Origin of the sequence: Enterobacter cloacae complex sp. ECL352 (assembly GCF_020149545.1) — a bacterium.
Lineage (GTDB): Bacteria > Pseudomonadota > Gammaproteobacteria > Enterobacterales > Enterobacteriaceae > Enterobacter > Enterobacter asburiae_B.
This window is the reverse complement of the sequence record NZ_CP083709.1, coordinates 569479-593557: the sequence shown is the minus strand read 5'-3', so window position 1 is coordinate 593557 and position 24079 is coordinate 569479. Positions and strand designations below refer to the sequence as shown.

Below are 24079 nucleotides of genomic sequence, written 5' to 3'. Positions count from 1 at the left end.
ACTTTTTGCTAAGTAGCTGATATTACGGTTTTGTGACATGACGCAGGCGCAAGTCTGACTGCGACTGCCGGGCAGCGTTGCGCCACCCGGCCTGTCTCAACCTAGCGCTGTGAACAACCCGCGCACTGTTTGTTCTGGATCTGCTGGAAGAAATCGTTGCCTTTGTAATCCACCAGGATAAACGCCGGGAAGTTCTCGACTTCAATTTTCCAGATGGCTTCCATTCCCAGCTCCGGATACGCGACGCATTCCAGGCTCTTAATGCTGTTTTGCGCCAGCACCGCTGCCGGGCCGCCAATGCTGCCCAGGTAGAAGCCGCCGTGCTTATGGCAGGCGTCGGTTACCTGCTGGCTGCGGTTGCCTTTCGCCAGCATGATCATGCTCGCGCCGTGGGATTGCAGTAGGTCCACATACGAGTCCATACGTCCCGCCGTGGTCGGGCCGAGTGAGCCAGACGCGTAGCCTTCCGGCGTTTTGGCCGGGCCCGCGTAGTAAATCGGATGATCTTTGACGTACTGCGGCAGTTCTTCACCGTTGTCGAGCAACTCTTTCAGCTTCGCGTGGGCAATATCGCGCGCCACGATGATGGTACCGTTCAGCGACAGGCGGGTAGAGACCGGGTGCGCGGAAAGCTGCGCCAGGATCTCATTCATCGGCTTGTCCAGATTGATACTCACCACGTCGCCTTCGCCCTGCTGGCGCAGTGACTCCGGAATGTACTGGCCCGGGTTGTGCTCCAGTTTCTCAATCCAGATCCCGTCGCGGTTGATTTTTGCTTTGATGTTGCGGTTCGCGGAGCAGGAGACGCCCATGCCGATTGGGCAGGAGGCGCCGTGGCGCGGCAGGCGGATCACGCGGATATCGTGGGCGAAGTATTTACCGCCGAACTGCGCGCCGAGGCCGAGGTTCTGCGCTTCCTGGAGCAGTTCCTGTTCGAGCTGAACGTCGCGGAACGCCTGGCCGTGTTCATTACCTTCCGTCGGCAGCGCGTCGTAGTAGCGCGTGGAAGCGAGCTTCACGGTTTTCAGCGTGGCTTCTGCTGACGTACCGCCAATCACAAATGCGATATGGTAAGGCGGGCAGGCCGCAGTGCCCAGGGTGCGCATCTTCTCAACCAGGTAGTTTTTCAGCTTCGCCGGGGTGATCAGCGCTTTGGTTTCCTGATAGAGGTAGGTTTTGTTGGCAGAACCGCCGCCTTTTGCCATGCACAGGAATTTGTATTCGTCCCCGTCCACGCTGTAGAGATCGATCTGCGCGGGCAGGTTGGTGCCGGTGTTCACCTCTTTATACATGTCCAGCGCCGCATTCTGCGAGTAGCGCAGGTTATCTTCAATGTAGGTGTTATACACGCCCTGGCTCAGCGCCGCTTCGTCACCGCCGCCGGTCCAGACGCGCTGGCCTTTTTTGCCCATGACGATCGCGGTGCCGGTATCCTGGCAGGTTGGCAGCACGCCTTTTGCGGCAATTTCAGAGTTGCGCAGGAACTGCAGGGCAACGTATTTGTCGTTCTGGCTGGCTTCCGGGTCATTCAGGATCGCGGCAACCTGCTTCTGATGGGAAGGACGCAGCATAAACGCGGCATCGTGGAAGGCCTGCTGCGCCAGCAGGGTCAGCGCTTCCGGCTCAACTTTCAGCACTTCCTGGCCGTCGAATTCGGTAACGGAGACATGCTCTTTGGTCAGCAGGTAGTATTCAGTGTCGTCATGGGAAAGAGGGAAGGGGTTCTGGTAGATAAATGGTTTGTTTGACATAGCGTATTGCTCCACAAAAATAAAACCGCCGGAGGAGAAGTCCGGCGGTCAGGAATCAGAACATCATGGACATCCACGGATAACCAATCAGCAGCAGGGCCGCCAGGAAGATGGCACCGAAGATGGTGCCGAGGCGCCAGTAGTCTTTGGTTGGCAGGTAGCCGCTACCGTAGTAAATCGGGCTTGGGCCAGTACCGTACGGGGTGATGATCCCCATCACGCCCAGCGAGGTCACCATCAGCAGGACAAACACTTCCATATTCATGCCCGGAATGGTGGAGGCGATGGTCAGCATCGCTGGCAGCAGCGCCGTGGTGTGCGCGGTGGTGCTGGCAAACAGGTAGTGCAGCAGGTAGAACGCCAGCAGCAGGACGACGGTCGCCACGCCCGGAGAGATACCGCTCATCAACAGACCGCCTTCTTTACCTAACCAGCTGATAAAGCCGGTGGAGGAGAGGCCATCCGCCAGTGCCACCAGGGTAGCGAACCAGACGAAGGTGTTCCATGCGGCCTTGTTACCGGTGATATCGTTCCACTCCAGCACGCCGGTCCACAGCATCAGACCGACGATGAGCAGGGCCGCCATGGCAGGCTCAATCCACGCGGCGGCGAAGATCCACATCAGCAGCGCACAGCATACGAAAACCAGCAGCAGAATTTCGTTGCGGGACAGTTTGCCGAGTTTTTCCAGCTCGCGGGTCGCCCACAGCGGCACTTCATTATTCACTTTGACTTCAGGTGGGTAGAACCAGTAGGCCAGCAGCGGCATGGTCAGAATCAGCAGGATACCCAGCGGCAGGAATGCGAGGAACCAGGTGCCCCAGGAGATATCAATCCCAACCGTACTTTTCACCAGCGCCAGGGCCAGCAGGTTTGGCGCGAGGGCGGAGAGGAACATTGAGCTGGTGATACAGGCCGCGGTGATCGCCACCCACATCAGGTATGAACCAATCTTACGCGCGCTTGGGTCATTAGGTTTTGAACCGTACAGCGGCGGCAGGTTAGCGATAATCGGGTAGATGGTCCCGCCGCTGCGCGCGGTGTTGGACGGGGTGAACGGTGCCAGCAGCAGGTCCGCAAACGTAATCGCGTAACCGAGCGTGAGGCTGCGACGGCCGAGGTACTTCACCAGAATCAGCGCCAGACGGCGGCCGAAGCGGGTTTTGTCATAGCCAGCGGCGAACATAAAGGCACCGAAAATCAGCCAGACGGTAGAGTTACCAAACCCGCTCACCGCCCACTTAAAGGAGGCACCCGCCAGCTTGAATTTCGGGTCAGCCAGCTGATCGGGGCTGAACAGCACCCACTGGCTGCACAGGGCGATGGCGACCACGCCGGTCAGGCCGATCACCGCACCCGGCAGCGGTTCGAAGATCAGACCGACGATCACGCCGACAAAGATGGCGAAGTAGTGCCATGCGTAAGGCGGCAAGCCTTCAGGAACGGGAACAAACAGCAGCAGTACGGCGACGATGACGGGTAGCGCCATCATCAGCAATCGTTTTGCGTTTCCATTTGATGCCTGGTTCGCCACAGGGGGCGTTACAGCAGTTTTTGTATTCATAGTTTCACGTCTTAAGTTGTCAAAAATTCGGTCGCACTGGAAAAGCACTTTCTTAAGTTTCTTTGCTTTTTTTAGTTATTAAAGGTGCTTTCGTGTTTTTTCAGTAATAGCGATTTAACGCGTTTTCGTGTGCGCTAAATTAAAAATTGATGATGTTTTTATATTGCGCTTTTGAATGCCATAACTATTGATCGAGATCAAAAAAATAGAATTGCGGCGTTATTTTTATGCTTTTATTAATAACCACTCTGGCGTATGTGGGTATTGCCAGTTTTTCTCGTATTTTTTATCATTTTATTAACAAGGTAGATTTCGGTTTGTTTGTAATTAGTTGTTTTTATTAATTTTGTGTTTGTTTTGGTGAATTGGTTTTACCATTAATCATTTAACGAATTTTAAATTATTGTGAATGGCTGAATTACAATCGCTAACACCAATGTGTTATTTGTGTTATCGCAGGGATTAAATAGTTTTTTAACTAACGTAATAACTTTAGAAACTAAAAAAATCATTATATTAATATCATGACATCGGCAAATAACGACGAAATAAAAAATCAATCCGATAACGAATTCTTAATTTTTAAAAGTTTGGAGTTTCTATTATGAGCACTAACGAACGCATTCTTAGCCCCTTCACATTACCGAATGGTACTGAACTGAAAAACCGTTTGTTAATGGCCCCTATGACAACCTGTACCGGCTATTTTGACGGCACCGTCACCAGCGAGCTGGTGGAGTACTATCGGGCCCGTTCCGGCAGCATTGGTACCATCATTGTGGAATGTTGCTTCGTCGACGATCTCGGTCTCGCCTTCCCGGGTGCCATCGGTATTGATAATGATGAGAAAATTGCCGGGCTGGCGAAAATCGCAGAGGCCATTAAATCCAAAGGATCCAAGGCGCTGCTGCAAATCTACCACGGCGGCCGCATGGTCGACCCAAAACTGATTGGTGGCCGTACCCCGGTTGGTCCGAGCGCCGTAGCCGCGCCGCGTGAAGGTGCCGCAACGCCGGTTGCCCTGACCGCAGAAGAAGTGGAAGGCATGATCGGCAAGTTTGGTGAGGCGGTGCGTCGCGCCATCCAGGCCGGTTTCGACGGCGTGGAAATCCACGGGGCGAACACCTATCTGATTCAGCAGTTCTACTCACCGAATTCAAACCAGCGCGATGACGAGTGGGGCGGCAGCCGCGATAACCGCGCGAAGTTCCCGCTGGCCGTGCTGGACATTACCCACAAAATGGTGCGCCAGTACGCGGACGACGCGTTTATTATTGGCTACCGCTTCTCCCCTGAAGAGATGGAAGTCCCGGGCATCCGCTTTGACGACACCATGTACCTGCTGGAAAAACTGGCGGCGCGCGGCGTGGACTATCTGCACTTCTCCGTCGGCGCGACCCTGCGTCCTTCCATTGTCGACACCCAGGATCCAACCCCGCTTATCGAAAAATACTGCGCGATGCGTTCTGAAACGCTGGCGCAGGTTCCGGTCATGGGCGTGGGCGGCGTGGTGAATGCTTCTGATGTGAATGAAGCGCTGGATCACGGTTACGACCTGATTGCCGTTGGCCGCGCCACCATCGCTTATCCGGACTGGACAGACCGCATTGCGGCCGGGGAAAGCCTGGAGCTGTTTATGGACAGCACCAAACGCGAAGAGCTCAGCATTCCTGAACCGCTGTGGCGCTTCTCGCTGGTAGAAGCGATGATCCGCGACATGAGCATGGGCGAATCCAAATTCAAACCGGGTACCTTTGCTGAGAAAGTGCAGGATGACGCTAACGAACTGGTGATTAATGTCAGCCTGGAAACCGACCGCATTGCGGACATCGAGCTGGCCTCCGGCCCGAGCGAAGACGTTGAGTTTGTAACCAGCTTTGAAGAGATCCGTACCCGCATTCTGGATGCCAACACCCCGCACGTGGATGCCATCACCGGCGCAACCAGCCAGAGTGAAGCGGTGAAGAAAGCGGTCTCGAAAGCGATGCTGAAGTCCAGTAAAGCGCTGGCCGCGGAAGAGGGCGTTGATCCGAACGAAACCCGCAGCGTGGACGTGGTCGTTGTCGGCAGCGGCGGCGCCGGTCTGGCGGCGGCGATACAGGCTCACGACGAAGGCGCGAGCGTGCTGATTGTTGAGAAAATGCCGACCATCGGCGGGAACACCATTAAAGCCTCTGCCGGTATGAACGCCGCCGAAACCCGCTTCCAGCGCGTGAAGGGCATTCAGGACAGCAAAGAGCTGTTCTATCAGGAAAGCCTGAAAGGCGGCGGCAACAAGAACAACCCGGAACTGCTGCGTCGCTTTGTCGAGAACGCGCCGCAGGCAATTGAGTGGCTGGCCACGCGCGGCATCATGCTGAACGACATCACCACCACCGGCGGGATGAGCATCGACCGTACTCACCGTCCAAAAGACGGTTCTGCGGTGGGGGGCTACCTGATCAGCGGCCTGGTGCGGAACGTCAACAAACGCAACATCGAGGTGATGCTGGATACCTCCGTCAGCGACATCATCTTCGAGAACGGCCAAGTGACCGGCGTACGTCTGACCACCGAAGAGAACGAAACCGTCACCGTGGCAACCAAAAGCGTGATTGTCGCCACCGGTGGTTTCAGCGCCAACAGCCAGATGGTGGTGAAATACCGTCCGGATCTGGAAGGGTTCGTCACCACCAACCACAAAGGGGCAACCGGCGGCGGCATCGCGCTGCTGGAGCGCATCGGGGCGGGTACCGTGGATATGGGCGAAATTCAAATTCACCCAACCGTTGAGCAAAACACCTCGTACCTGATTTCCGAATCCATTCGCGGCGGCGGGGCGATTCTGGTCAATCAGAAAGGGGAACGCTTCTACAACGAAATGTCGACCCGCGATAAGGTCTCGGCGTCAATCATCGCGCTGCCGGAGAAATACGCATATATCGTCTTTGACGAGCACGTACGTGCCAAAAACAAAGCCGCGGATGAGTACATCGCGAAAGGTTTCGTGACCAGCGCCAGCTCGCCAAAAGCCCTGGCTGAGGCGCTGGGGATGGATTACCACGCTTTCCTCGCGACGCTGGAACGTTACAACGGCTTCGTTGAAAAACAGCACGATGACGATTTTGGTCGTACCACCGCGCTGCGCGCGCCTATCAACGAAGGGCCGTTCTACGCCATTCAGATTGCGCCTGGCGTGCACCACACCATGGGCGGCGTGACCATCAACACCGAAACCTGCGTGCTGGACAGCAACCACAACGTGCTGCCAGGCGCGTTTGCGGCCGGTGAAGTGGTCGGCGGGATCCACGGCGGTAACCGTATCGGCGGTAACGCAGTGGCAGATATCATTATTTTTGGTACGCTTGCAGGACATCAGGCGGCTATGCGTTCGAAAAAGCAGTAAGACCCCTGTGTTGTAGGCCGGATACGCCCAGCGCTATCCGGCATTTTCCCCGGCGGCGCGGTGCCTGCCGGGGCAACATCTGAGGACTCCAGCCATGCCTGATAGCCATCGCGTTTACAGTTATTCCGCCGTCCTGATGGGATCGCCCATCCTCCTCAAACTCTTTTCCCATGACGAAGCCCTCGCGTCCCGCGTGTTTCGCCTGATCAAACAGTACGAAGATCTGCTTACCGTCAACCGCGCGCACTCGCAGGTGATGGACATCAACCATGCGGCTGGCCAGCATCCGGTTACCGTCAGCCGAGCGGTGTTTGAGCTGATCCGCTGTGCAAAAGCGGCAAGCCTGTTCAGGGACAGCGCCTTTAACCTGGCGATAGGTCCGCTGGTGAAGCGCTGGAAAATTGGCTTTCAGGGGGACAGCGTTCCGCCTGCGGAGGAAATTGCGTCGTTGCTGGCGATAACCCGTCCTGAAGATGTCCTTCTTGATGAGGCCAGCAGCAGCGTGTTTCTGACCAAGGCGGGGATGGAGATCGATCTGGGGGCCATCGCCAAAGGCTATATCGCCGACAGGGTGCGTGATTACCTGCATAAAGAGGGCGCTGAGCTGGGGCTGATCAACCTCGGCGGAAACATTCAGACGTTAGGCTCGCCGGAAGGAGGCTGGAGCGTGGGGCTGAAAAAACCGTTCGCCGGTGACGCGCTGATCGGCACGATGACCGTAGAGAACCTCTCCGTCGTGACGTCGGGAACGTACGAGCGCTACTTTGAGCAAAACGGCAAGCGCTATCACCATATTCTCGATCCGCGTACCGGGTATCCGCTGGACAACGAGCTGGACAGCGTAACGATTGTTTCGAAGGACTCCATCGACGGTGATATCTGGACCACGCTGATGTACGGCATGGGCGTAGAGAAGGGCTGTGACGCCCTGCGCGCGCGCCCCGATATTGAAGCTATCTTTGTGACCAAAACAAAAGAAGTGGTGTTCTCTTCAGCACACCACTTCCGCTTTACCCTGCTGGATAACGACTACCGCGTTACTGACAGTATTGCTTGAGAAGGCCGGTCTGCTCCGGCTGGAGACGGTAGCGATACACCGGACGGCCGGTGGCGCCGTAGTGAATGCTGGTGAACAGAATGTTGATTTGCGCGAGCCAAATCAGGTACTTGCGGCAGGACACGCGCGAGATATTGACCGCGCTTGCCAGGTCATCGGTAGAAAATTCCGTCTCCGGGTGAGCGTCAATCCACTGGCAAATCGTGCGCAGCGTTTGCGGCGTTAACCCCTTCGGCAGCTTTTTACTGTCCGCCAGTTCCGGCGCCCCGCCGTGGATCAGCCGGTCGACGTCGGCCTGCTCATAATACTGGTGCGAACCCATCAGGCTATGCTTTGCCTTCCAGCCGTTCAGCGCCTCTTCAAAGCGCGGGAACTGGAACGGCTTTATCAGATAATCCACCACGCCGTAATGGATAGAGGTCTGGATCGTGGCGGCGTCGGCAGCCGACGAGATCATAATCACATCGATTGGGCGACCGGATGCGCGAATAACGGGCAGCAGATCCAGCCCGTTATCCTGCTGCATATAGACATCCAGCAGTACCAGGTCGACAGGCTGCCCGGGGTTATTAATGATGGCCTCGGCCTGGTTTAGCGTGGAGGCGACGCCGCAGCAGCTAAAACCTTCAACACGGTTGACATACAGACGGTTGAGGTCGGCTACCATGGCGTCATCATCGACAATTAATACATTTATCACGCGATATTCCTCTCGCTATCCCAGGGGATGTGAACAAAAAATTGGGTAAATACGCCTGGCTCAGACTCGACGGCGATATCGCCGCCGAGGTTCTGGATTTGCTGGCGAGCAAGAAACAGCCCAACGCCGCGGTTTTCACCTTTTGTTGAGAAGCCCTTGGTAAAAATAGCCTCCAGCTGAGCGGGATCAATGCCGGGGCCATCGTCGCTGACTTCGCAGCTGAGCCAGCCATTCTGATAATGCAGCAGCAGGCCGATCTCACCTTCCTGCTGTCCTTCCATCGCGTCGAGCGCGTTTTCAATGAGGTTACCCAGCACGGTGATCAGCACCGCGACCTGCTCTTCGCTCGCGGTATCCGGTATCTGGCATTCATCCGCCAGCGTCAGGGTGACGCCCGCTTCTTTCGCCCGATTGATTTTACCCAGCAGGAACCCGGCAATAACCGGGGATTTTACCTTGCTCTGTATCGTACCGATATCTGTCTGGTAATTATGTGCCGTCTGGATGATGTACTCTTCCAGCTTGTCGTAGCGCTTCATGTGCAGCAGGCCCAGGATCACATGCAGTTTATTCATAAACTCGTGCGTGTGGCTGCGCAGGGCGTCGACGTAATTAACCATGCCATCAATACGCTGCATCAGCTGGCTGATTTCCGTTTTATCACGGAAGGTGGTGATGGCGCCGATTACCCGATCCTGACTTTTAACGGGCACCATGTTGCACAGCAATAGACGCCCGTTACAGCTGATCTCCTGATCCTGGCGCGCGACGCCCGTCTTTGAGACTTCGCGCAGGCTGGCCAGCAGGGGGGCGCTGGCGTTTTCGGTCTGCTTGCCTGAAGGGAGAAGCAATATTTCTCTGGCGGTCTGGTTGATCATCGTCACGCGCCCGTGAATATCGACGGCCAGCACCCCCTCGCGAAGCGACTGCAGCATCGCCTGACGCTGTTCGAACAAGGCGGAAATTTCGTAAGGTTCGAGCCCGAACAGGATGCGTTTCAGGACCCGCACCAGACCCCAAATCGCCATGGAGCTCATAAAAATACTGAATAAAATGGTCCAGACGGCGTTTAGCCGCCCGCGAGCGATCTGCTCTTCAACCTTTTTCAGGGAGATACCTACCGCCACCACGCCGATCTGCTCGTGCTGGCGGTCGTAGACGGGGGTAAAAACGCGCAACGCTTCGGCGAGCGCACCCCGGTTTACCGATACGTTCTCTTTGCCTTCAAGCGCGGGAGTTAAATCGTCACCGATAAAATGCAGCCCCAGCAGCGCCTCGTTCGGGTGAGAGTAGCGGATCCCGCGCATATCGGTGACCACGGTGAACAGCAGATCGTTTCGTTTCGTCACCGCCTGGGCGATGGGCTGAATAATATTCTCCTGCGGTGCCTGCATCAGGCCGCGCTGGATCTCCGGGCTGTTGGCCAGCGTTCTGGCAATACCCAGAGCCGTATCTTTTACATCATCGCGGGTCGCCCGGGTGATTTGCACGGAGTAGAGCGCAAAGACCACCAGCAGCACAGAGGCAATAATCGCGCACACCATCAGCGTGACAAGGGTGTTTAGCTTCATGGGGCGCTTGCGCGTCGGAAGGAAAGGCTGCAAATCGCTCATCAACACTCCGCGATGATTAATAAAGGGGTAATTATCGCCGATGACGCGCTTTTCTTAAAGCCATGTAAAGGCGTGGATTTGGTCCTCTTTTCGTGACCCTCCTCGCAGGTCATCTATATAAAACACTTTATAGTGTGTGGGTACTCATAATAAGGAGGCTGTTTATGAGCGTTATGCTTACCGGTTCGGTCAAGGAAAGACGGCACGCCAGCACGATGAATATTGATAGATTGTCCACGCTGGACATGCTGAAAGTCATTCACCAGGATGATGCACTCATTTCTGCTGCGATTACCCCCTGTTTAAATACTATTGCCCGCGTGGTGGACAACGCCGCCGCGACGCTCAGCCACGGTGGTCGCCTGATCGTCGTTGGCGCGGGGCCGTCAGGGCGCGTAGCGCAACAGGTTGCCGATGAATATGCGCCGGGCAAAACCCCTGTGATGGCCGTTACGGCACAAGAAGGGGAAGGGAGCTACGAGCGCGGCGTTGCCGATCTGCAGGCCATCAAGTTTGGTGAACACGATATGATGCTGGCCGTGACCGTCAGCGGAAAAACGCCGTGGGTTTGGGGGGCAATGCGCCATGCGTGGTCGCTGGGTTCACCGGTCGCCATTGTTACCGATGATGCGGAAAGCGAAGCCGCGCAGCTGGCGAGCATGGTTATCGCTCCGGAGCTGGGGGCCGACGTCGTCGCAGGCTATATCAACACCAAAGCGGGGATCGCGCAAAAAATGATCCTCTCGATGATTGCCACCGGGCTGGCCGTCCGAACCGGACGGGTTTACAGCAACCTGCGCGTGGATCTTGAGGCAAGCGCGACCAAATGGGCTGAACGGCAAATCGCCATTGTGATGGAAGCGGGGGGATGCACACGGGCCGAGGCAAAAGCCGCGCTGGAGAGCTGTAACCATAACTGTAAAACGGCGGTATTGATGGTGCTGACAGGGCTGGATGCGTGGAAAGCCCATGAGCTGCTGGCGCAGAATAACGGGTTTATCCGCGTGGCGCTGCAGGAAGCGCCGTAATACACACCGTTAAGACGTAAAAAAGGCCGCAATTGCGGCCTTTGGTATTTTGGGGATTAGAACTGGTAGGTCATGCCGATGCCAACGATGTCATCGGTGGAAATACCGTATGCGTCATACAGCGCTTCGTCCTGATCCAGCATGTTGATTTTGTAATCAACATAGGTGGAGAAGTTTTTGTTGAAGCTGTAGGTCATGCCCAGGTCGATGTAGTTAACCAGGTCCTGATCGAATCCTTTACCGTCCAGGTCTTTACCTTTTGAGTAAACCCATGCCAGGGAAGGACGCAGACCGAAGTCGAACTGGTACTGGGCAACCGCTTCAAAGTTCTGAGTCTGGTTGGCGATACCAACGTTGCCGATTGGCGTCATGTTGCGGGTTTCCGCATACATCATCGCCAGGTAGACGCTGTGAGCATCGTATTTCGCGCCCACGGTCCAGGCTTCCGCTTTATCGCCAGCCGCATAGCCGAAACCTTCATAGTTTTTACCGTATGCCACCTGCTCGTTGGTACGGTCAGATGAAGAGTATGCTGCACCCAGGCTCAGGCCGGAGAGATCGCCAGAGAAGTCATAGGTAGTAGACATACCGAAGCCGTCGCCGTTCTGGAAGCGTACGTTTTCATGGCCGTTTTTGGTGCCTTCCTGATCTTCTTCCATGTTGGCGCCTTCGTTCGCACCCTGATATTGCAGCGCGAAGTTCAGACCCTCAACCAGACCAAAGAAATCGGTGTTGCGGTAAGTTGCCAGACCGTTCGCACGACCGTTCATGAAGTTATCGGTCCAGGTGTAAGAGTCACCGCCAAATACAGGCAGCATATCGGTCCAGGCTTCTACGTCATACACGACGCCGTAATTACGGCCATAATCAAATGAACCGTATTCGCCATATTTCAGGCCAGCATATGCCAGTCGGTTAAACGATTTGTCACCCGCGCGCTCGGTATTATTAGCGAAGGTTTTATATTCCCACTGGCCGTAACCGATCAGATCGTTAGCGATCTGGGTTTCGCCTTTGAAACCAATCTGTACATAGGTTTCGTCGCCGTCGTCGCCAGGGTTGTCAGAGAAGGTATGACGCGCGTCGACTTTGCCGTACAGGTCAACTTTGTTGCCGTTTTTGTTGTACATTTCAGCCGCATTGGCTGCGCCTGCCATTAATAACGCGGGTACCACAATTGCCAGAACTTTTCTTTTCATTATATATTCCCTTCAAACATAATTTATATGAATATATGTAATCACCCTCCGCAATTACAGGCTTGATACTATTCCAGGAAGTGTTATTTAGTTTCAAAAATAAATGTAATTAAATCCTATGAAATATTGCTAAATATTTCTATTAATCTCTTTATTTTTCTGATGAATTAATTCATTGAATTTATATGGTGTAATTATTATTAAGTATTTCGTGGTTCTATTTTTAAATTGATTTAATTCGGCTATGTTATAATTGATTCTCTTTTAAACAACAGGATATGACGATGGAACTTGCCCGGTGGCAGCAGCGATTTGAGCGCTGGCTCGAGGAAAACCACAGCACCGACGATACCGCACATGATATTTCGCATTTTCGTCGGGTCTGGATGACGGCGCAAAAAATCATGGCTGACCAGGCGGTGGAGCCGCTGGTGATCCTGACCGCATGCTATTTCCACGATATTGTCAGCCTGCCGAAAAACCATCCCGAACGCGGGCGGTCATCCCAGATGGCAGCGCGCAGGACGTGTGACATTCTGCGCAGTGACTTCCCTGATTTTCCGCCAGAGCACGCAGCCAGCGTCGCACACGCGATTGAGGCGCACAGCTTCAGCGCCGGGATTGCGCCGCAGAGCATGGAAGCCAAAATTGTGCAGGACGCAGACCGGCTGGAAGCGTTAGGCGCTATCGGTCTGGCGCGCGTCTTTGCCGTCTCGGGCGCGCTGGGCGTGCCGCTTTTTGATGCTGACGATCCCTTTGCCGATGCGCGTATCCTTGACGATCGTGCGTTTGCCCTAGACCATTTTCAGACCAAGCTGCTGCGATTGCCTGATACAATGCAAACGGAAATGGGCTGCGAGCTGGCACGTCACAATGCCGATTTCCTGATCCAGTTTATGGCGAAACTCAGTGCCGAATTACACGGTGACTGCATCGGGCTGGATAGCCAGGTATTGAGCCGCTTCCGTCGCAGTTTGCGCAACTGAACTGTGGTAATCTGTTTCCAGTCTTTACTCTCCGGTTAAAAGAATGCAGGAAAATCGATCAGTGACAGAGCCCGCGCCCGAGCAGGCTGAGAAATCAACGGCAACGGTGCAGGCGTTGCTGCGCCAGCTGTTGGATATCTATGATGCTAAAACGCTGGCCAATATGCTGGTGGCGCACGGCGAGAGCCACTGGAGCCCGGCGATCCTTAAGCGTCTGCTGACCAGCGAACGCGCAGGGCGTCGCCTGAGCGAAGGCGAGTTTCGTTATCTGCAAAATCTGCTTCCGCGTCCTCCTGCCGCGCACCCGAACTACGCCTTCCGCTTTATCGATCTGTTCGCCGGTATCGGCGGTATCCGACACGGTTTTGAAGCTATCGGCGGACAGTGCGTGTTTACCAGCGAGTGGAACAAACATGCTGTCCGGACCTACAAGGCCAACTGGTACTGCGATCCGCACGAGCATCATTTCAACGCGGATATCCGCGATGTCACCCTGAGCAATAAAAGCGGCGTGAGCGATGAACACGCCGCCGAGCACATTCGCCAGACTATCCCGGCTCATGATGTGCTGCTGGCCGGCTTCCCGTGTCAACCCTTCTCGCTGGCCGGTGTCTCCAAAAAGAATGCCCTTGGACGCGCCCACGGCTTTGCCTGCGATACCCAGGGAACGCTGTTTTTTGATGTGGCGCGCATCATCGATGCCCGTCGCCCGGCCATCTTTGTGCTGGAAAACGTTAAAAATTTAAAGAGCCACGACGGCGGAAAAACCTTCCGCATTATCATGCAGACCCTGGATGAGCTGGGTTATGACGTGGCCGACTCGCAGGACATGGGCGCGGACGATCCCAAAATCATTGATGGAAAACATTTTCTGCCCCAGCATCGCGAACGTATCGTGCTGGTGGGTTTCCGCCGCGACCTCAATCTCAAGGGGAATTTCACCCTGCGGGATATCCCGTCTCTGTATCCCGAGCGTCGTCCTACCGTGGCCGACCTGCTGGAACCTGTCGTTGACGCGAAATTTATCCTCACCCCGGTGCTGTGGAAATACCTCTACCGCTACGCCAAGAAACATCAGGCGAAGGGCAACGGCTTCGGTTTTGGAATGGTAAACCCCAACAATCCGCACAGCGTGACCCGCACGCTGTCTGCTCGCTACTACAAAGACGGCGCGGAAATCCTGATCGACAGGGGCTGGGACAAGGCGCTGGGTGAAAAAGATTTCGACGATCCGCATAACCAGCGCCACCGCCCGCGACGCTTAACGCCGCGGGAATGCGCCCGGCTGATGGGCTTTGAATCCCCGCAGGGTTACCGCTTCCGCATTCCGGTTTCGGATACCCAGGCGTACCGCCAGTTTGGTAACTCGGTGGTGGTTCCCGCGTTCGCGGCCGTGGCAAAACTGCTGGCCTCGCGCATCAGACAGGCGGTGGCGCTCCGTCAGGGTGAGGCCGTCAATGACGGATGTTCACGATAAGGCGACGCGCAGTAAAAACATGCGTGCCATCGGTACGCGTGACACCGCCATCGAAAAGCGCCTGGCCGGGCTGCTGACGCAGGCGGGGTTTGATTTCCGCGTGCAGGATCCCGCCCTGGCGGGTCGCCCCGATTTCGTCATCGACGCCTGGCAGTGCATCATCTTTACCCACGGCTGTTTCTGGCATCACCACGATTGCTACCTGTTCAAAGTCCCCGCGACGCGCACCGATTTCTGGCTGGATAAAATTGGCAAGAACGTCGAGCGCGACAGACGGGATCTCAGCGCGCTGATTGCGCAGGGCTGGCGGGTGCTGATCGTCTGGGAGTGTGCTCTGAGGGGCAGATTAAAACTGAACGATACCGATCTGACCGAGCGGCTGGAAGAGTGGATCTGCGGCGGCGGCCAGACCGCGCAGATCGACACGCAGGGAATTCACCTGCTTAAGGTTTCTCCACCTCGCAAGGCGTGACCACCGGTTTTGCAGGTAGTAAATATTTGCCCAGGGTGACCAGCACGACGGCAAACACGATGATCCCTAAAGCAATCCATTCCACAGGTGAGAGCGTTTCTCCCCCCAACCCCGTTCCGAGCAGCACGGCCACGACCGGGTTGACGTAGGCATAGCTGGTCGCGACCGCCGGGGAGACGTTGCGGATCAGGAACATATAGGCGTTAATGGCGATGATGGAACCAAACAGCGCCAGGTAGCCTACCGCCAGAAAGCCCGACAGCGGCGGCAGGGTCGTCAGCTTTTCTCCCGTCAGCGTGGAGGCGAGCAGCAGCACAATTCCGGCGGCGAGCATCTCAATCGCGCCCGCCATCATGCCGGTCGGCAGTTCGATACGCGAACCGTAGACGGAACCAAACGCCCAGCTCATCGAGCCAATCAGAATGATGATTGCGCCCCACGGATTCCCGCTCAGGTTACCGCCGCTGTTCAGCAGAACGATGCCGGCAAGGCCAATACCAATCCCCAGCCATTCCAGCTTGCGGGTGCGGATACCAAAAAGGCGGCTAAAGCAGAGGGTAAACAGCGGTACGGTGGCAACGACCACGGCGGCGATCCCGGACGGTACGTTCTGGTGCTCGGCAATCGTTACAAACCCATTTCCCACCGCCAGCAGCAGCAGGCCGATCAGGGCGGCATTCAGCATCGGGCGCAGCGGGGGAAGCTTATGCCCGCGCAGCAGCAGGAAGGCCAGCAGCAGCACGCCAGCCGAGAGAAAGCGGATGCCCGCCATCATCAGTGGCGGCCAGCTTTCCACGCCGATGCGAATGACAAAGTAGGTTGAGCCCCAGATGATGTACAGCGAAAAGAGTGCCCCAATGAGCGGTAGCAATTGCCGGAAACGCATAATCCCTCACGACGAAATAAAAAGGTCGCTGATAGTAAACGCGAAAACTATCGTGCTGGCGAGCCCTTTAATTGTGTAGCTGGTGTGAATTTTTTGTTGACGCGAGGTGGGTGTTTCCGGGTTTGCGCTTTTGCTCCATACTATTCACCTAATTACCAAAAAATGAAGGATTAAGATTTTGGCAGGAAGTAGCTTATTAACATTGCTGGATGATATTGCCACCTTACTGGATGACATTTCAGTGATGGGGAAACTGGCGGCGAAAAAAACCGCAGGCGTGCTGGGAGATGATTTATCGCTTAACGCCCAACAGGTGAGTGGGGTAAGGGCTAACCGTGAACTGCCGGTGGTGTGGGGCGTGGCAAAAGGCTCCTTCCTGAATAAGGTGATTCTGGTGCCGCTGGCGCTGCTGATCAGCGCGTTTATTCCCTGGGCCATCACGCCGCTGCTGATGATTGGCGGGGCATTTCTCTGCTTCGAGGGCGTAGAGAAGGTCCTGCACTCCTTTAGCGCGCGCAAGCAGAGCGATACGCCGGAGATGCGCCAGCAGCGTCTTGAGGCGCTGGCCGCTCAGGATCCGAAAACCTTCGAGCGCGATAAGGTCAAAGGCGCCATTCGGACCGACTTTATCCTGTCCGCGGAGATTGTCGCCATTACGCTGGGCATCGTGTCTGACGCGCCGCTCCTGAATCAGGTCCTGATCCTCTCCGGCATCGCCATTCTGGTCACCGTCGGCGTCTACGGCCTGGTGGGGCTGATCGTCAAGCTGGATGATATCGGCTACTGGCTGGAAGAGAAATCGAGCGCGTTGGCAAGAGGCATCGGCAAAAGCCTGCTGGTGCTGGCCCCGTGGCTGATGAAGAGTTTGTCGGTGGTGGGCACGCTGGCGATGTTCCTCGTGGGCGGCGGGATCGTGGTTCACGGTATCGCGCCGCTGCACCATGCTATCGAACATTTTTCCTCGGCGCAGGGGGCCGTTGTCGCGGCGATTCTGCCCACGCTGCTAAATCTGGTGCTGGGCTTCATCATTGGCGCTATCGTGGTTGCGGCGGTGAAGCTGGTTGAAAAAATACGCGGCACTTCGCACTAATTGTTACCCGCTGTGGGATGCAAAAAGACCATTCCTCGTCTAAATTGAAACAGTTTCACCCTGATACAGGAGGCAGGTATGGTCTTTTTGGTCAGTGATGAAGTTAAGCCTAAGAAGGGCGGCCCACGTATGATTGTCACCGGGTATTCCAGCGGAATGGTGGAATGTCGGTGGCACGATGGCTATGGCATCAAGCGGGAAGCATTTCGTGAAGATGAGCTTCAGCCGGGGGACGGGCAGCACCAGCGGGACAAGGCTTAATCACATAACGCCCGGCTTTGCCGGGCGTTTTTATCTCAAGTACCGGGTGTAAGGCAGCGATCAGGGAGTGTGTGTGCAGCGCGATACCTTTGTTGTAAGAGAATCCTTTTTGCAATGGCTGCATAAGCGTAGCAATCCGGGGTTGATTGTTAATCTCTGTTTTCTGGTTGTTCTGGTATTTTCGACTCTACTGACCTGGCGTGAAGTGGTGGTACTGGAAGAAGCGTACATCTCCAGCCAGCGTAACCATCTGGATACGGTGGCCAGTTCGCTGGACAGGCAGCTGCAGAACAGCGTGGACAGGATGCTGCTGTTCCGTCAGGGCATGCGCGATGCAATCCAGACGCCGCTGGCATTTGATGTACTCCAGAACGCGGTGTCACGCTTCGATACTGTCCGCATGCTCCCCACCTGGCAGCTTGCCGTTGATAAAAAACGTACCCTTCCCATTAACGGTGTCTCGGATGCATTCGTCGAGAAAACCACGTTTCTGAATCGTGACGCCGAACGCCTCAGCCACGAGATTTCTGCCACGCTCGAAGTGGGGTATCTGCTCAGGCTGGCGTCGTCGAGAGCACAAACGGAAGCGCGCGTGATCTACGTCTCCCGCGCCGGGTTTTTCATTTCCACCGATACGCCGGACCAGGCGGGCGACATTACCTCCCGCTATTACCATCTTGTCACGCAGTCCTGGTTTACCCAGCAGTCAGAGCGGAACAATCGCGCTCGCGCGGTGCGCTGGTTCATCTCCACCCCCTCATCCTGGACCAATGATGAACGAATGATCACCGCCAGCGTCCCCATCTATTTCGATCATTACTGGTATGGCGTCGTGGCGATGGATTTTACGTTGGGCACCATGCAGCGTCTGCTGGCCGATGCAACGGAAGACCGAACGGAAGGGGAGTATCAGCTGTACGATACCCGGCTCAATATGATTGCCACCTCTGCCCATACGGGAAACGCGGTTAACCATTTTGACGAACGCGAAACGGCGCAGATTGCGCAGGCGATTGAGCACGCTACCGGCGGCGGGATCCGCCTCGGAAGCCGTTTTGTGAGCTGGGAGCGGCTCGATCACTTCGACGGCGTTGTCCTGCGGATCCACACCCTGCATGAAGGGGTACAGGACGACTTCGGCAGCATCAGCATTGTGCTGGCGCTGCTGTGGGCGCTCTTTACCGCCATGCTGTTGATCTCGTGGCTGGTGATCCGTCGGATGGTGAGTAACATGTACACGCTTCAGCACTCGCTCCAGTGGCAGGCCTGGCATGACCCGCTTACCCGGCTGAATAACCGCGGCGCGCTGTTCGACCGCGCAAAATTGCTGGCGGAAACCTGTCGCCAGCAGTCGCTGCCGTTCTCGGTGATTCAGATCGATCTCGACCATTTTAAAAACATCAACGACCGCTTCGGCCATCAGGCCGGGGATAAGGTGCTCTCCCACACGGCAGGACTGATTGCCAGCACGTTACGCAAGAATGATGTGGCAGGGCGCGTAGGCGGGGAAGAGTTTTGCGTCGTCCTGCCGGGGATCGGTCTGGAGGAGGCGAGAAGCGTCGCGGATCGTATTCGCTGCCGCATCAACAGTAAGGAGATCCTGGTGAAGAAGAGCACGACTCTGCGCATCAGCGCGTCGCTGGGGGTCAGCAGCGCGGATGAAGCGGGTAACTACGAGTTTGAACAGCTGCAGTCCGTGGCGGACGTCCGGCTGTATCAGGCCAAACAGAGCGGGCGTAACCGGGTCGTCTGGCGCGATTAAGAGAGAAAGTGATCCAGCCCCTCCTGCCAGCCCTCCGGGCCGGGCTGTCGGGTGTGATAAACCCGGGCGGGGTTATCGTCCCGTAGCGTGATGCCCTCACGGTTAATGCCCTTAATCACTACCGCGAAGTCAACGCTGTCGAGCAGCGGCGCATCATTGGGACCGTCGCCGAGCCCCAGCGTGGTGGGTTCAATCTCTTCCAGCTCGCGGTATTGCTCAATCAGCCAGTTCACCGCAACGTCTTTGCCGCAGCGGGCGTCCAGAATATGCCAGAAGCGCGCGCCCTGCAGGCATTTCAGGCCGACATTCGCCAGCTCCTCTTCAAACTGAACCATTTTCTCGTCGGTATCCCGCCAGATGAGCGTGACGGACGCTTCATGCTTGCGGGCAAGTGCCGAACGGTAGCGCGACAGTCCGGTCCACTCGCTAATAACATGCTCATCCACGTCGTCAAAGGTAGTGAATTTATAGCCCGTCTGCAGGCGAATTTGCTCGATTCGCGGGCGAATATCCCGGTGCGTCATCCCCCTGATCTGGCGCTGAACCTTATCCCAGCGCACGTCAGGCTGAATCACCGCGCCGTTCTCGGCAATAAAAGGCAAGCCTTCTAGCCCCAGATCCAGCTGGAGATCCAGCATCTCTGCCGCGGTCTTGCTGCTGCAAAGAATGACCGGAACCTGATTATCCAGCAGCCTGTCCAGCCAGGGCATGGCGTGTTGCCACTCATAGGTATGAATATCCAGCAACGAGCCATCCAGGTCCGAAAAAATCAGCAATGTATCCCGCAGCGAAGGCATAGCGACTCCTGGTAACAGATGCGTTTCGATCTAAGAAAATTCCTAAAAAATGATTGAGGCGAAAACCGGAGATTAGAGGGATGCCCCTGGCAAACCCGCATTCGGCGTGTGTTATCGCTCATAACAAAAAGCATTATGTTAAAAATATTATATTCATCGTAAGAATATATGCTTGTCAGCCAAATTCGTTGGGGATAGTGTGGTATGTACATCAGATTTCCTGGTGTAACGAATTTTCAAGTGCTTCTTGCATAAGCAAGTTTTGATCCCGGTCATCCCCATGACCGGGATTTTTTTCGCCCTATCGATTGGCTTCAGACACGCTAAAGTCGTGAATATCAAGCTCGAAGGCCTCCGCCAGCTCGCGATAGGTGTGATAATCCCTTCCGTTGACAATGACGCGGTCCGAATTGTCGTCCGACCGGCGGACTTCTGACTCACTGATCTCATTGATGGCGGCCAGCAGGGCATCGACATCCACCTCGACTTCGCGCTTGATGGTGTCGCTGTACTCTTTATCGGTCTTCATTACGGGGTTCCTCTTTCAGCCGTGTCCAACGGTAAGTATAGACTGTGTATAAAAACGCCAATCACGCCGGGCGGCGATGTGCGTTTTTGCGTTTTGTTCTACACTGGCTCAAAACCAGAGGAGGAATGTATGAAGGTCAACGATCGGGTAACCGTTAAAACGGACGGTGGGCCGCGCCGCCCGGGTGTGGTGCTGGCAATTGAAGAGTTTAGCGAAGGCACAATGTACCTGGTATCGCTTGAAGACTACCCGCTCGGCATCTGGTTTTTTAACGAACTGGGGCATCCGGACGGTATTTTTGTCGAGAAGGCGGAGTAGCACGGCGTCGGGTAGCACATCGCGTGCCCGACAACCTCTCCAGAAGCAAAAATCTCTGGCCAGGCCAGAGATCAAAGGTAGGGTGCACAGGTCTTAAGCGACTAACGCATGTTGACGAAAATCCCGTTCGTCACATTATCGGTCAGGCGTACCACGTGGTAGATCACTTGCTTATTATGCGTTTTAATTTTCCTTTTAATATTTCCTTTGTGTGATGAAACGGTTTTCGCTTTAATATTCATCTGGTCAGAGATCTGAATAGTTCCTTGTCCCGCCATCCACATTCGCAGCATACTTGATTCAGTCCTGCTTAATGATAGGGTGGGTAAGTTAACCGCTCCTACATTTTTAACTTCTTTATTCAAATAATCACCCAGAATGTCATCCAGCGACTCGGGTTTAATCGATTTAGAACTGATCAATAAATTTTTACGGACCAACAAATACTCATCGAAATGGATATTCGCGATCGCCATAAAAACAATAAACAGGGTTTTTGGATGCTGATTAATGATTTGCTTAATGTGCTGACTGTTGGCTGGATCGTGAATGAAACAGTCCTCATTAATAAACACCACGCCTGGTTTTAGTTCGTCACAAGCGGCTGCGAGTTCGTCAACGGTGTGTGCATCGTTGATGTCTCTCTTTCTTACCCCTCTGCTTGCCAGGTACCCGGTTAACCCTAGCCGGGTGTAGCTGCATAAATCCATAATGATCGTTGACATGGCATACCCTCACTCAATGCGTAACGATAATTCACCATCTGCCTGAGAGCTCAAAACAGCCATACGGGATGGAAAAAAATAATAAACCTGTGAGCATGACAAAGACTTTCAGGCGGACTCACTATCCCGTAAAGTTACGTATAATTTGCCAGGAATCTTCTTAAAGTAAAGTAAATATTAAGTATTGTGAGATGGTTAGAAACAATTAAACCGCGTCAGATATATCCTGGAAGATGTTTTACGCATTTTATTTTAGGAATATCCTCAGAAAGACAATGGCAACAGTGAGGGTTATTATTTGCGTGGCAGCTCGCTGACAATATCCGCTAACAGGTTGAATATCTCGCCGAATAAATGTTCACAGAAGGGAGCGATAAGTGGCATCAGTAATGACATTAATAAAATCCCAACCGTCAGCGTCAGCGGAAAACCAATGACAAACACTGAAAGCTGCGGCGCCATTCGGTTGAGTAAACCTAACGCCAGGTTGACGGTCAGCAGCAGGGTGATGATCGGCAGCGCCAGCATCAGCCCGTTGAGGAAAATCAGCCCCGCAGCGCGGGTAAGCGCGAGGAAAGCGTTGCTGTTCACCGGATTTTCGCCAATCGGCAGCGTATGGAAGGTATCCACAAGCATGGAGATAAGCCAGAGATGGCCGTTGAACGACAGGAACAGCAGCATAGCGAGCAGGTCGATAATGCGCGCCAGCACGGGCATGTTGAGATGACTACCGGGATCGACAAACGTGGCGAACGATAGCCCCATCTGCAAGCCGATCAGTTCCCCTGCAGTACGCACCGCGGCAAAGGCGAGCTGCATGGTAAAGCCGACGGCGACGCCAATCATCACCTGCTGCAGGGCCACCCACACCGCATTCGCCGAGAAGATCGGAATATCCACGGGGGGAAGAGAGGGTGCGACGATAATGGAGATGATAATGCCCAGCCCAACCTTGACGCGCTTGGGTATCGATTTCTCACTGAGAATGGGAGCGGTGGATATCAGCGCCATGATGCGCAGCATCGGCCAGAAATAGACGCCGAGCCACTGAACCCACTGGTCGCTGGTGAAGTGGAGCATCGTCAGGTCAGCCGATGATGTACGGCAGATTGGTAAACAGGTTGCGCATATAGTCCAGCAACAGGTTCAGCATCCACGGCCCGGCCACGATAATCGCCACGAACACGGCGATGATTTTCGGGATGAACGACAGCGTCATTTCGTTAATCTGCGTGGCGGCCTGCAGGATACTGATAATCAGACCGGTAACCAGCGCGACAAGCAGCAGCGGCGCGGCAACGGCAATCGCGATTTTCATCGCTTCCGTGCCCATCATCATGACCGATTCGGGTGTCATTGCCGTTCCTTAACTGTAGAAACTCTGCGCCAGCGAACTGACCAGCAGCTGCCAGCCGTCGACCAGTACAAAGAGCATGATCTTAAAGGGCAGGGCAATGGTCGCGGGCGGCACCATCATCATCCCGAGCGCCATCAGGACGCTGGCGATCACCAGGTCGATAATCAGGAACGGAATAAAGATGGTAAAGCCAATCTGGAACGCGGTTTTCAGCTCGCTGGTGACATAGGCAGGCAGAAGAATACGCATTGGCACCGCTTCCGGTCCCTGCATCTCGCCGGTGTTAGACAGGCGGGCAAAGAGGGCCAGGTCGGCTTCGCGCGTCTGGCGCAGCATAAATTCCCGCAGCGGCTGCGCGCCTTTATCCAGCGCCTCCTGCATGGAGATTTTGTCTTCGCTGAACGGCTGGTAGGCGTCGGTATAAATCTTGTCGATCACCGGCGACATAATGAAAAAAGTCAAAAACAGCGCCAGCCCCAGCAGAACCTGGTTTGGCGGCGCGGAAGGGGTTCCCAGCGCGTTTCGCAGCAGACCAAAGACGATGATGATGCGGGTGAAGCTGGTCATCATCAGCAGGATGGCCGGAATAAACGTCAGTGAGGTGATGAACACCAGCGTCTGCACCGGAAGCGACCAGCTTTGTCCGCCGCCCGCGAGAGGGGTGGAGACCAGACCGGGCAGCTGTGCATAAACCGCGGGAGCAAACAGGCCAACGCCCGCAAGCGTCAGGGATAACAAACGGCGCATCAGGATCTCCCGGAACGCTTAAGCAAACTCTTCATGACGGACTGGAAATCCGCAGGGGCGTCTGCGCGCTCGTCCACCACAACAGGGGCGGGCGGCAGCTTATGTAATACGCTGATGTTTGAGGCCGTGACGCCCAGGACCAGACGCGCGTCGTCCACCTCGACGATGACCACGCGCTCGCGTGGACCCAGCGTGGTGCTGGCGCTGACCTTCAGGCCGCGGGCACCGGCGGTTTTACCCGCCAGGCCAAAGCGCTTCGCCAGCCAGGCGGCGATAAGAATAAAGGCAATAATACCGAACAATGCCCCGCTCACCTGGAGCAGAGGCGAGCCGGGAACGGCAGAAGGCTGTGATATTGTTGCCTGGGTTTTCATG

The 24079-nt window shown here is 55.3% G+C and carries 22 protein-coding genes and 1 pseudogene; 10 read left to right on the top strand and 13 right to left on the bottom strand.

The genetic code is table 11. The features are described from left to right. Window positions 1–101 precede the first annotated feature (101 nt). Window positions 102–1751 (bottom strand): class I fumarate hydratase FumA, encoded by a 1650-nt coding sequence (fumA, locus tag LBF07_RS02810; protein ID WP_206461969.1) that lies wholly within the window; start codon window positions 1749–1751, stop codon window positions 102–104. Window positions 1752–1806: 55 nt separating this feature from the next. Continuing rightward, the gene (locus tag LBF07_RS02805) at window positions 1807–3315 is read right to left on the bottom strand and encodes an anion permease (protein WP_072196639.1); all 1509 of its coding nucleotides are present in this window, start codon (window positions 3313–3315) and stop codon (window positions 1807–1809) included. Between the two features lie 604 nt (window positions 3316–3919). On the opposite strand from LBF07_RS02805, the gene LBF07_RS02800 reads away from it, so the two are divergent. Further along, entirely contained in the window at window positions 3920–6700 is a 2781-nt protein-coding gene (locus LBF07_RS02800; protein WP_094933985.1) for a flavocytochrome c, read from the top strand. A 94-nt stretch (window positions 6701–6794) separates the two neighbouring features. Continuing rightward, window positions 6795–7757 (top strand): FAD:protein FMN transferase, encoded by a 963-nt coding sequence (locus LBF07_RS02795; RefSeq protein ID WP_094933984.1) that lies wholly within the window; start codon window positions 6795–6797, stop codon window positions 7755–7757. Here LBF07_RS02795 and dcuR read toward each other — a convergent pair. Together dcuR and LBF07_RS02785 are read right to left on the bottom strand one after the other, a co-directional pair. Beyond that, window positions 7738–8457, bottom strand: a complete 720-nt coding sequence (gene dcuR / locus LBF07_RS02790) for a two-component system response regulator DcuR (protein WP_045887823.1) — start codon at window positions 8455–8457, stop codon at window positions 7738–7740. The genes LBF07_RS02795 and dcuR overlap by 20 nt on opposite strands. After that, window positions 8454–10070: a sensor histidine kinase gene (locus LBF07_RS02785; RefSeq protein WP_094933983.1), complete on the bottom strand. Its 1617-nt coding sequence runs from the start codon at window positions 10068–10070 to the stop codon at window positions 8454–8456. The genes dcuR and LBF07_RS02785 overlap by 4 nt, the downstream gene beginning before the upstream one ends. Before the next feature lie 164 nt (window positions 10071–10234). Here LBF07_RS02785 and LBF07_RS02780 point away from each other — a divergent pair, with 164 nt between their 5' ends. Beyond that, complete coding sequence (locus LBF07_RS02780) at window positions 10235–11098, top strand: N-acetylmuramic acid 6-phosphate etherase (RefSeq protein ID WP_094933982.1); 864 nt, start codon at window positions 10235–10237, stop codon at window positions 11096–11098. 56 nt (window positions 11099–11154) lie between these two features. Here LBF07_RS02780 and ompC read toward each other — a convergent pair whose 3' ends face one another. Beyond that, window positions 11155–12297 (bottom strand): porin OmpC, encoded by a 1143-nt coding sequence (gene ompC, locus LBF07_RS02775; RefSeq protein WP_094933981.1) that lies wholly within the window; start codon window positions 12295–12297, stop codon window positions 11155–11157. A 284-nt stretch (window positions 12298–12581) separates the two neighbouring features. On the opposite strand from ompC, the gene LBF07_RS02770 reads away from it, so the two are divergent. The 3 genes from LBF07_RS02770 to LBF07_RS02760 all read left to right on the top strand — a co-directional run bounded on the left by LBF07_RS02770 (window position 12582) and on the right by LBF07_RS02760 (window position 15232). Beyond that, entirely contained in the window at window positions 12582–13283 is a 702-nt protein-coding gene (locus LBF07_RS02770; protein ID WP_094933980.1) for a phosphohydrolase, read from the top strand. A gap of 61 nt (window positions 13284–13344) precedes the next feature. After that, on the top strand, window positions 13345–14760 hold the full coding sequence (locus LBF07_RS02765) for a DNA cytosine methyltransferase (RefSeq protein ID WP_094933979.1): 1416 nt from the start codon (window positions 13345–13347) through the stop codon (window positions 14758–14760). After that, window positions 14741–15232, top strand: a complete 492-nt coding sequence (locus tag LBF07_RS02760) for a very short patch repair endonuclease (protein WP_047173118.1) — start codon at window positions 14741–14743, stop codon at window positions 15230–15232. The genes LBF07_RS02765 and LBF07_RS02760 overlap by 20 nt, the downstream gene beginning before the upstream one ends. Here the strand turns inward: LBF07_RS02760 and yedA are convergent. Continuing rightward, window positions 15204–16118, bottom strand: coding sequence for a drug/metabolite exporter YedA (yedA, locus tag LBF07_RS02755; protein ID WP_094933978.1), 915 nt, complete (start codon window positions 16116–16118; stop codon window positions 15204–15206). The two genes, LBF07_RS02760 and yedA, sit on opposite strands and share 29 nt — an antisense overlap. A gap of 178 nt (window positions 16119–16296) precedes the next feature. On the opposite strand from yedA, the gene LBF07_RS02750 reads away from it, so the two are divergent. From LBF07_RS02750 to dgcQ, 3 genes are all read left to right on the top strand, one after another. Further along, a complete protein-coding gene (locus LBF07_RS02750) occupies window positions 16297–17208 on the top strand; it encodes a DUF808 domain-containing protein (RefSeq protein WP_094933977.1) in 912 nt (303 codons plus the stop codon). A 78-nt stretch (window positions 17209–17286) separates the two neighbouring features. Further along, entirely contained in the window at window positions 17287–17469 is a 183-nt protein-coding gene (locus LBF07_RS02745) for a YodC family protein (RefSeq protein ID WP_023312315.1), read from the top strand. Window positions 17470–17542: 73 nt separating this feature from the next. Then, complete coding sequence (dgcQ, locus tag LBF07_RS02740) at window positions 17543–19231, top strand: cellulose biosynthesis regulator diguanylate cyclase DgcQ (protein ID WP_206461970.1); 1689 nt, start codon at window positions 17543–17545, stop codon at window positions 19229–19231. Here the strand turns inward: dgcQ and LBF07_RS02735 are convergent. Beyond that, window positions 19228–20028: a mannosyl-3-phosphoglycerate phosphatase-related protein gene (locus tag LBF07_RS02735; protein ID WP_094933975.1), complete on the bottom strand. Its 801-nt coding sequence runs from the start codon at window positions 20026–20028 to the stop codon at window positions 19228–19230. The genes dgcQ and LBF07_RS02735 overlap by 4 nt on opposite strands. 301 nt (window positions 20029–20329) lie before the next feature. Then, complete coding sequence (gene yodD / locus LBF07_RS02730) at window positions 20330–20557, bottom strand: YodD family peroxide/acid resistance protein (RefSeq protein WP_008500310.1); 228 nt, start codon at window positions 20555–20557, stop codon at window positions 20330–20332. Window positions 20558–20686: 129 nt separating this feature from the next. Between yodD and dsrB the strand changes: the two genes are divergently transcribed. Further along, window positions 20687–20875 carry a protein DsrB gene (gene dsrB, locus LBF07_RS02725; protein ID WP_013097741.1) on the top strand — a complete coding sequence of 63 codons (189 nt, stop codon included), beginning with the start codon at window positions 20687–20689 and terminating at the stop codon, window positions 20873–20875. A 101-nt stretch (window positions 20876–20976) separates the two neighbouring features. Here the strand turns inward: dsrB and rcsA are convergent, their stop codons facing one another. The 5 genes and pseudogenes from rcsA to fliO form a co-directional block, all read right to left on the bottom strand. Beyond that, window positions 20977–21600: a transcriptional regulator RcsA gene (gene rcsA, locus LBF07_RS02720; RefSeq protein ID WP_008500313.1), complete on the bottom strand. Its 624-nt coding sequence runs from the start codon at window positions 21598–21600 to the stop codon at window positions 20977–20979. Window positions 21601–21887: 287 nt separating this feature from the next. Next, window positions 21888–22680: pseudogene (fliR, locus tag LBF07_RS02715) on the bottom strand (flagellar biosynthetic protein FliR); the annotation flags it as partial. 7 nt (window positions 22681–22687) lie between these two features. Beyond that, window positions 22688–22957, bottom strand: coding sequence for a flagellar biosynthesis protein FliQ (gene fliQ / locus LBF07_RS02710; RefSeq protein ID WP_008500315.1), 270 nt, complete (start codon window positions 22955–22957; stop codon window positions 22688–22690). Between the two features lie 9 nt (window positions 22958–22966). Then, the gene (gene fliP, locus LBF07_RS02705) at window positions 22967–23704 is read right to left on the bottom strand and encodes a flagellar type III secretion system pore protein FliP (protein WP_033145903.1); all 738 of its coding nucleotides are present in this window, start codon (window positions 23702–23704) and stop codon (window positions 22967–22969) included. Then, window positions 23704–24078: a flagellar biosynthetic protein FliO gene (gene fliO, locus LBF07_RS02700; protein ID WP_023312309.1), complete on the bottom strand. Its 375-nt coding sequence runs from the start codon at window positions 24076–24078 to the stop codon at window positions 23704–23706. Before fliO ends, fliP begins: the two co-directional genes overlap by 1 nt. Window position 24079: the final 1 nt, after the last annotated feature.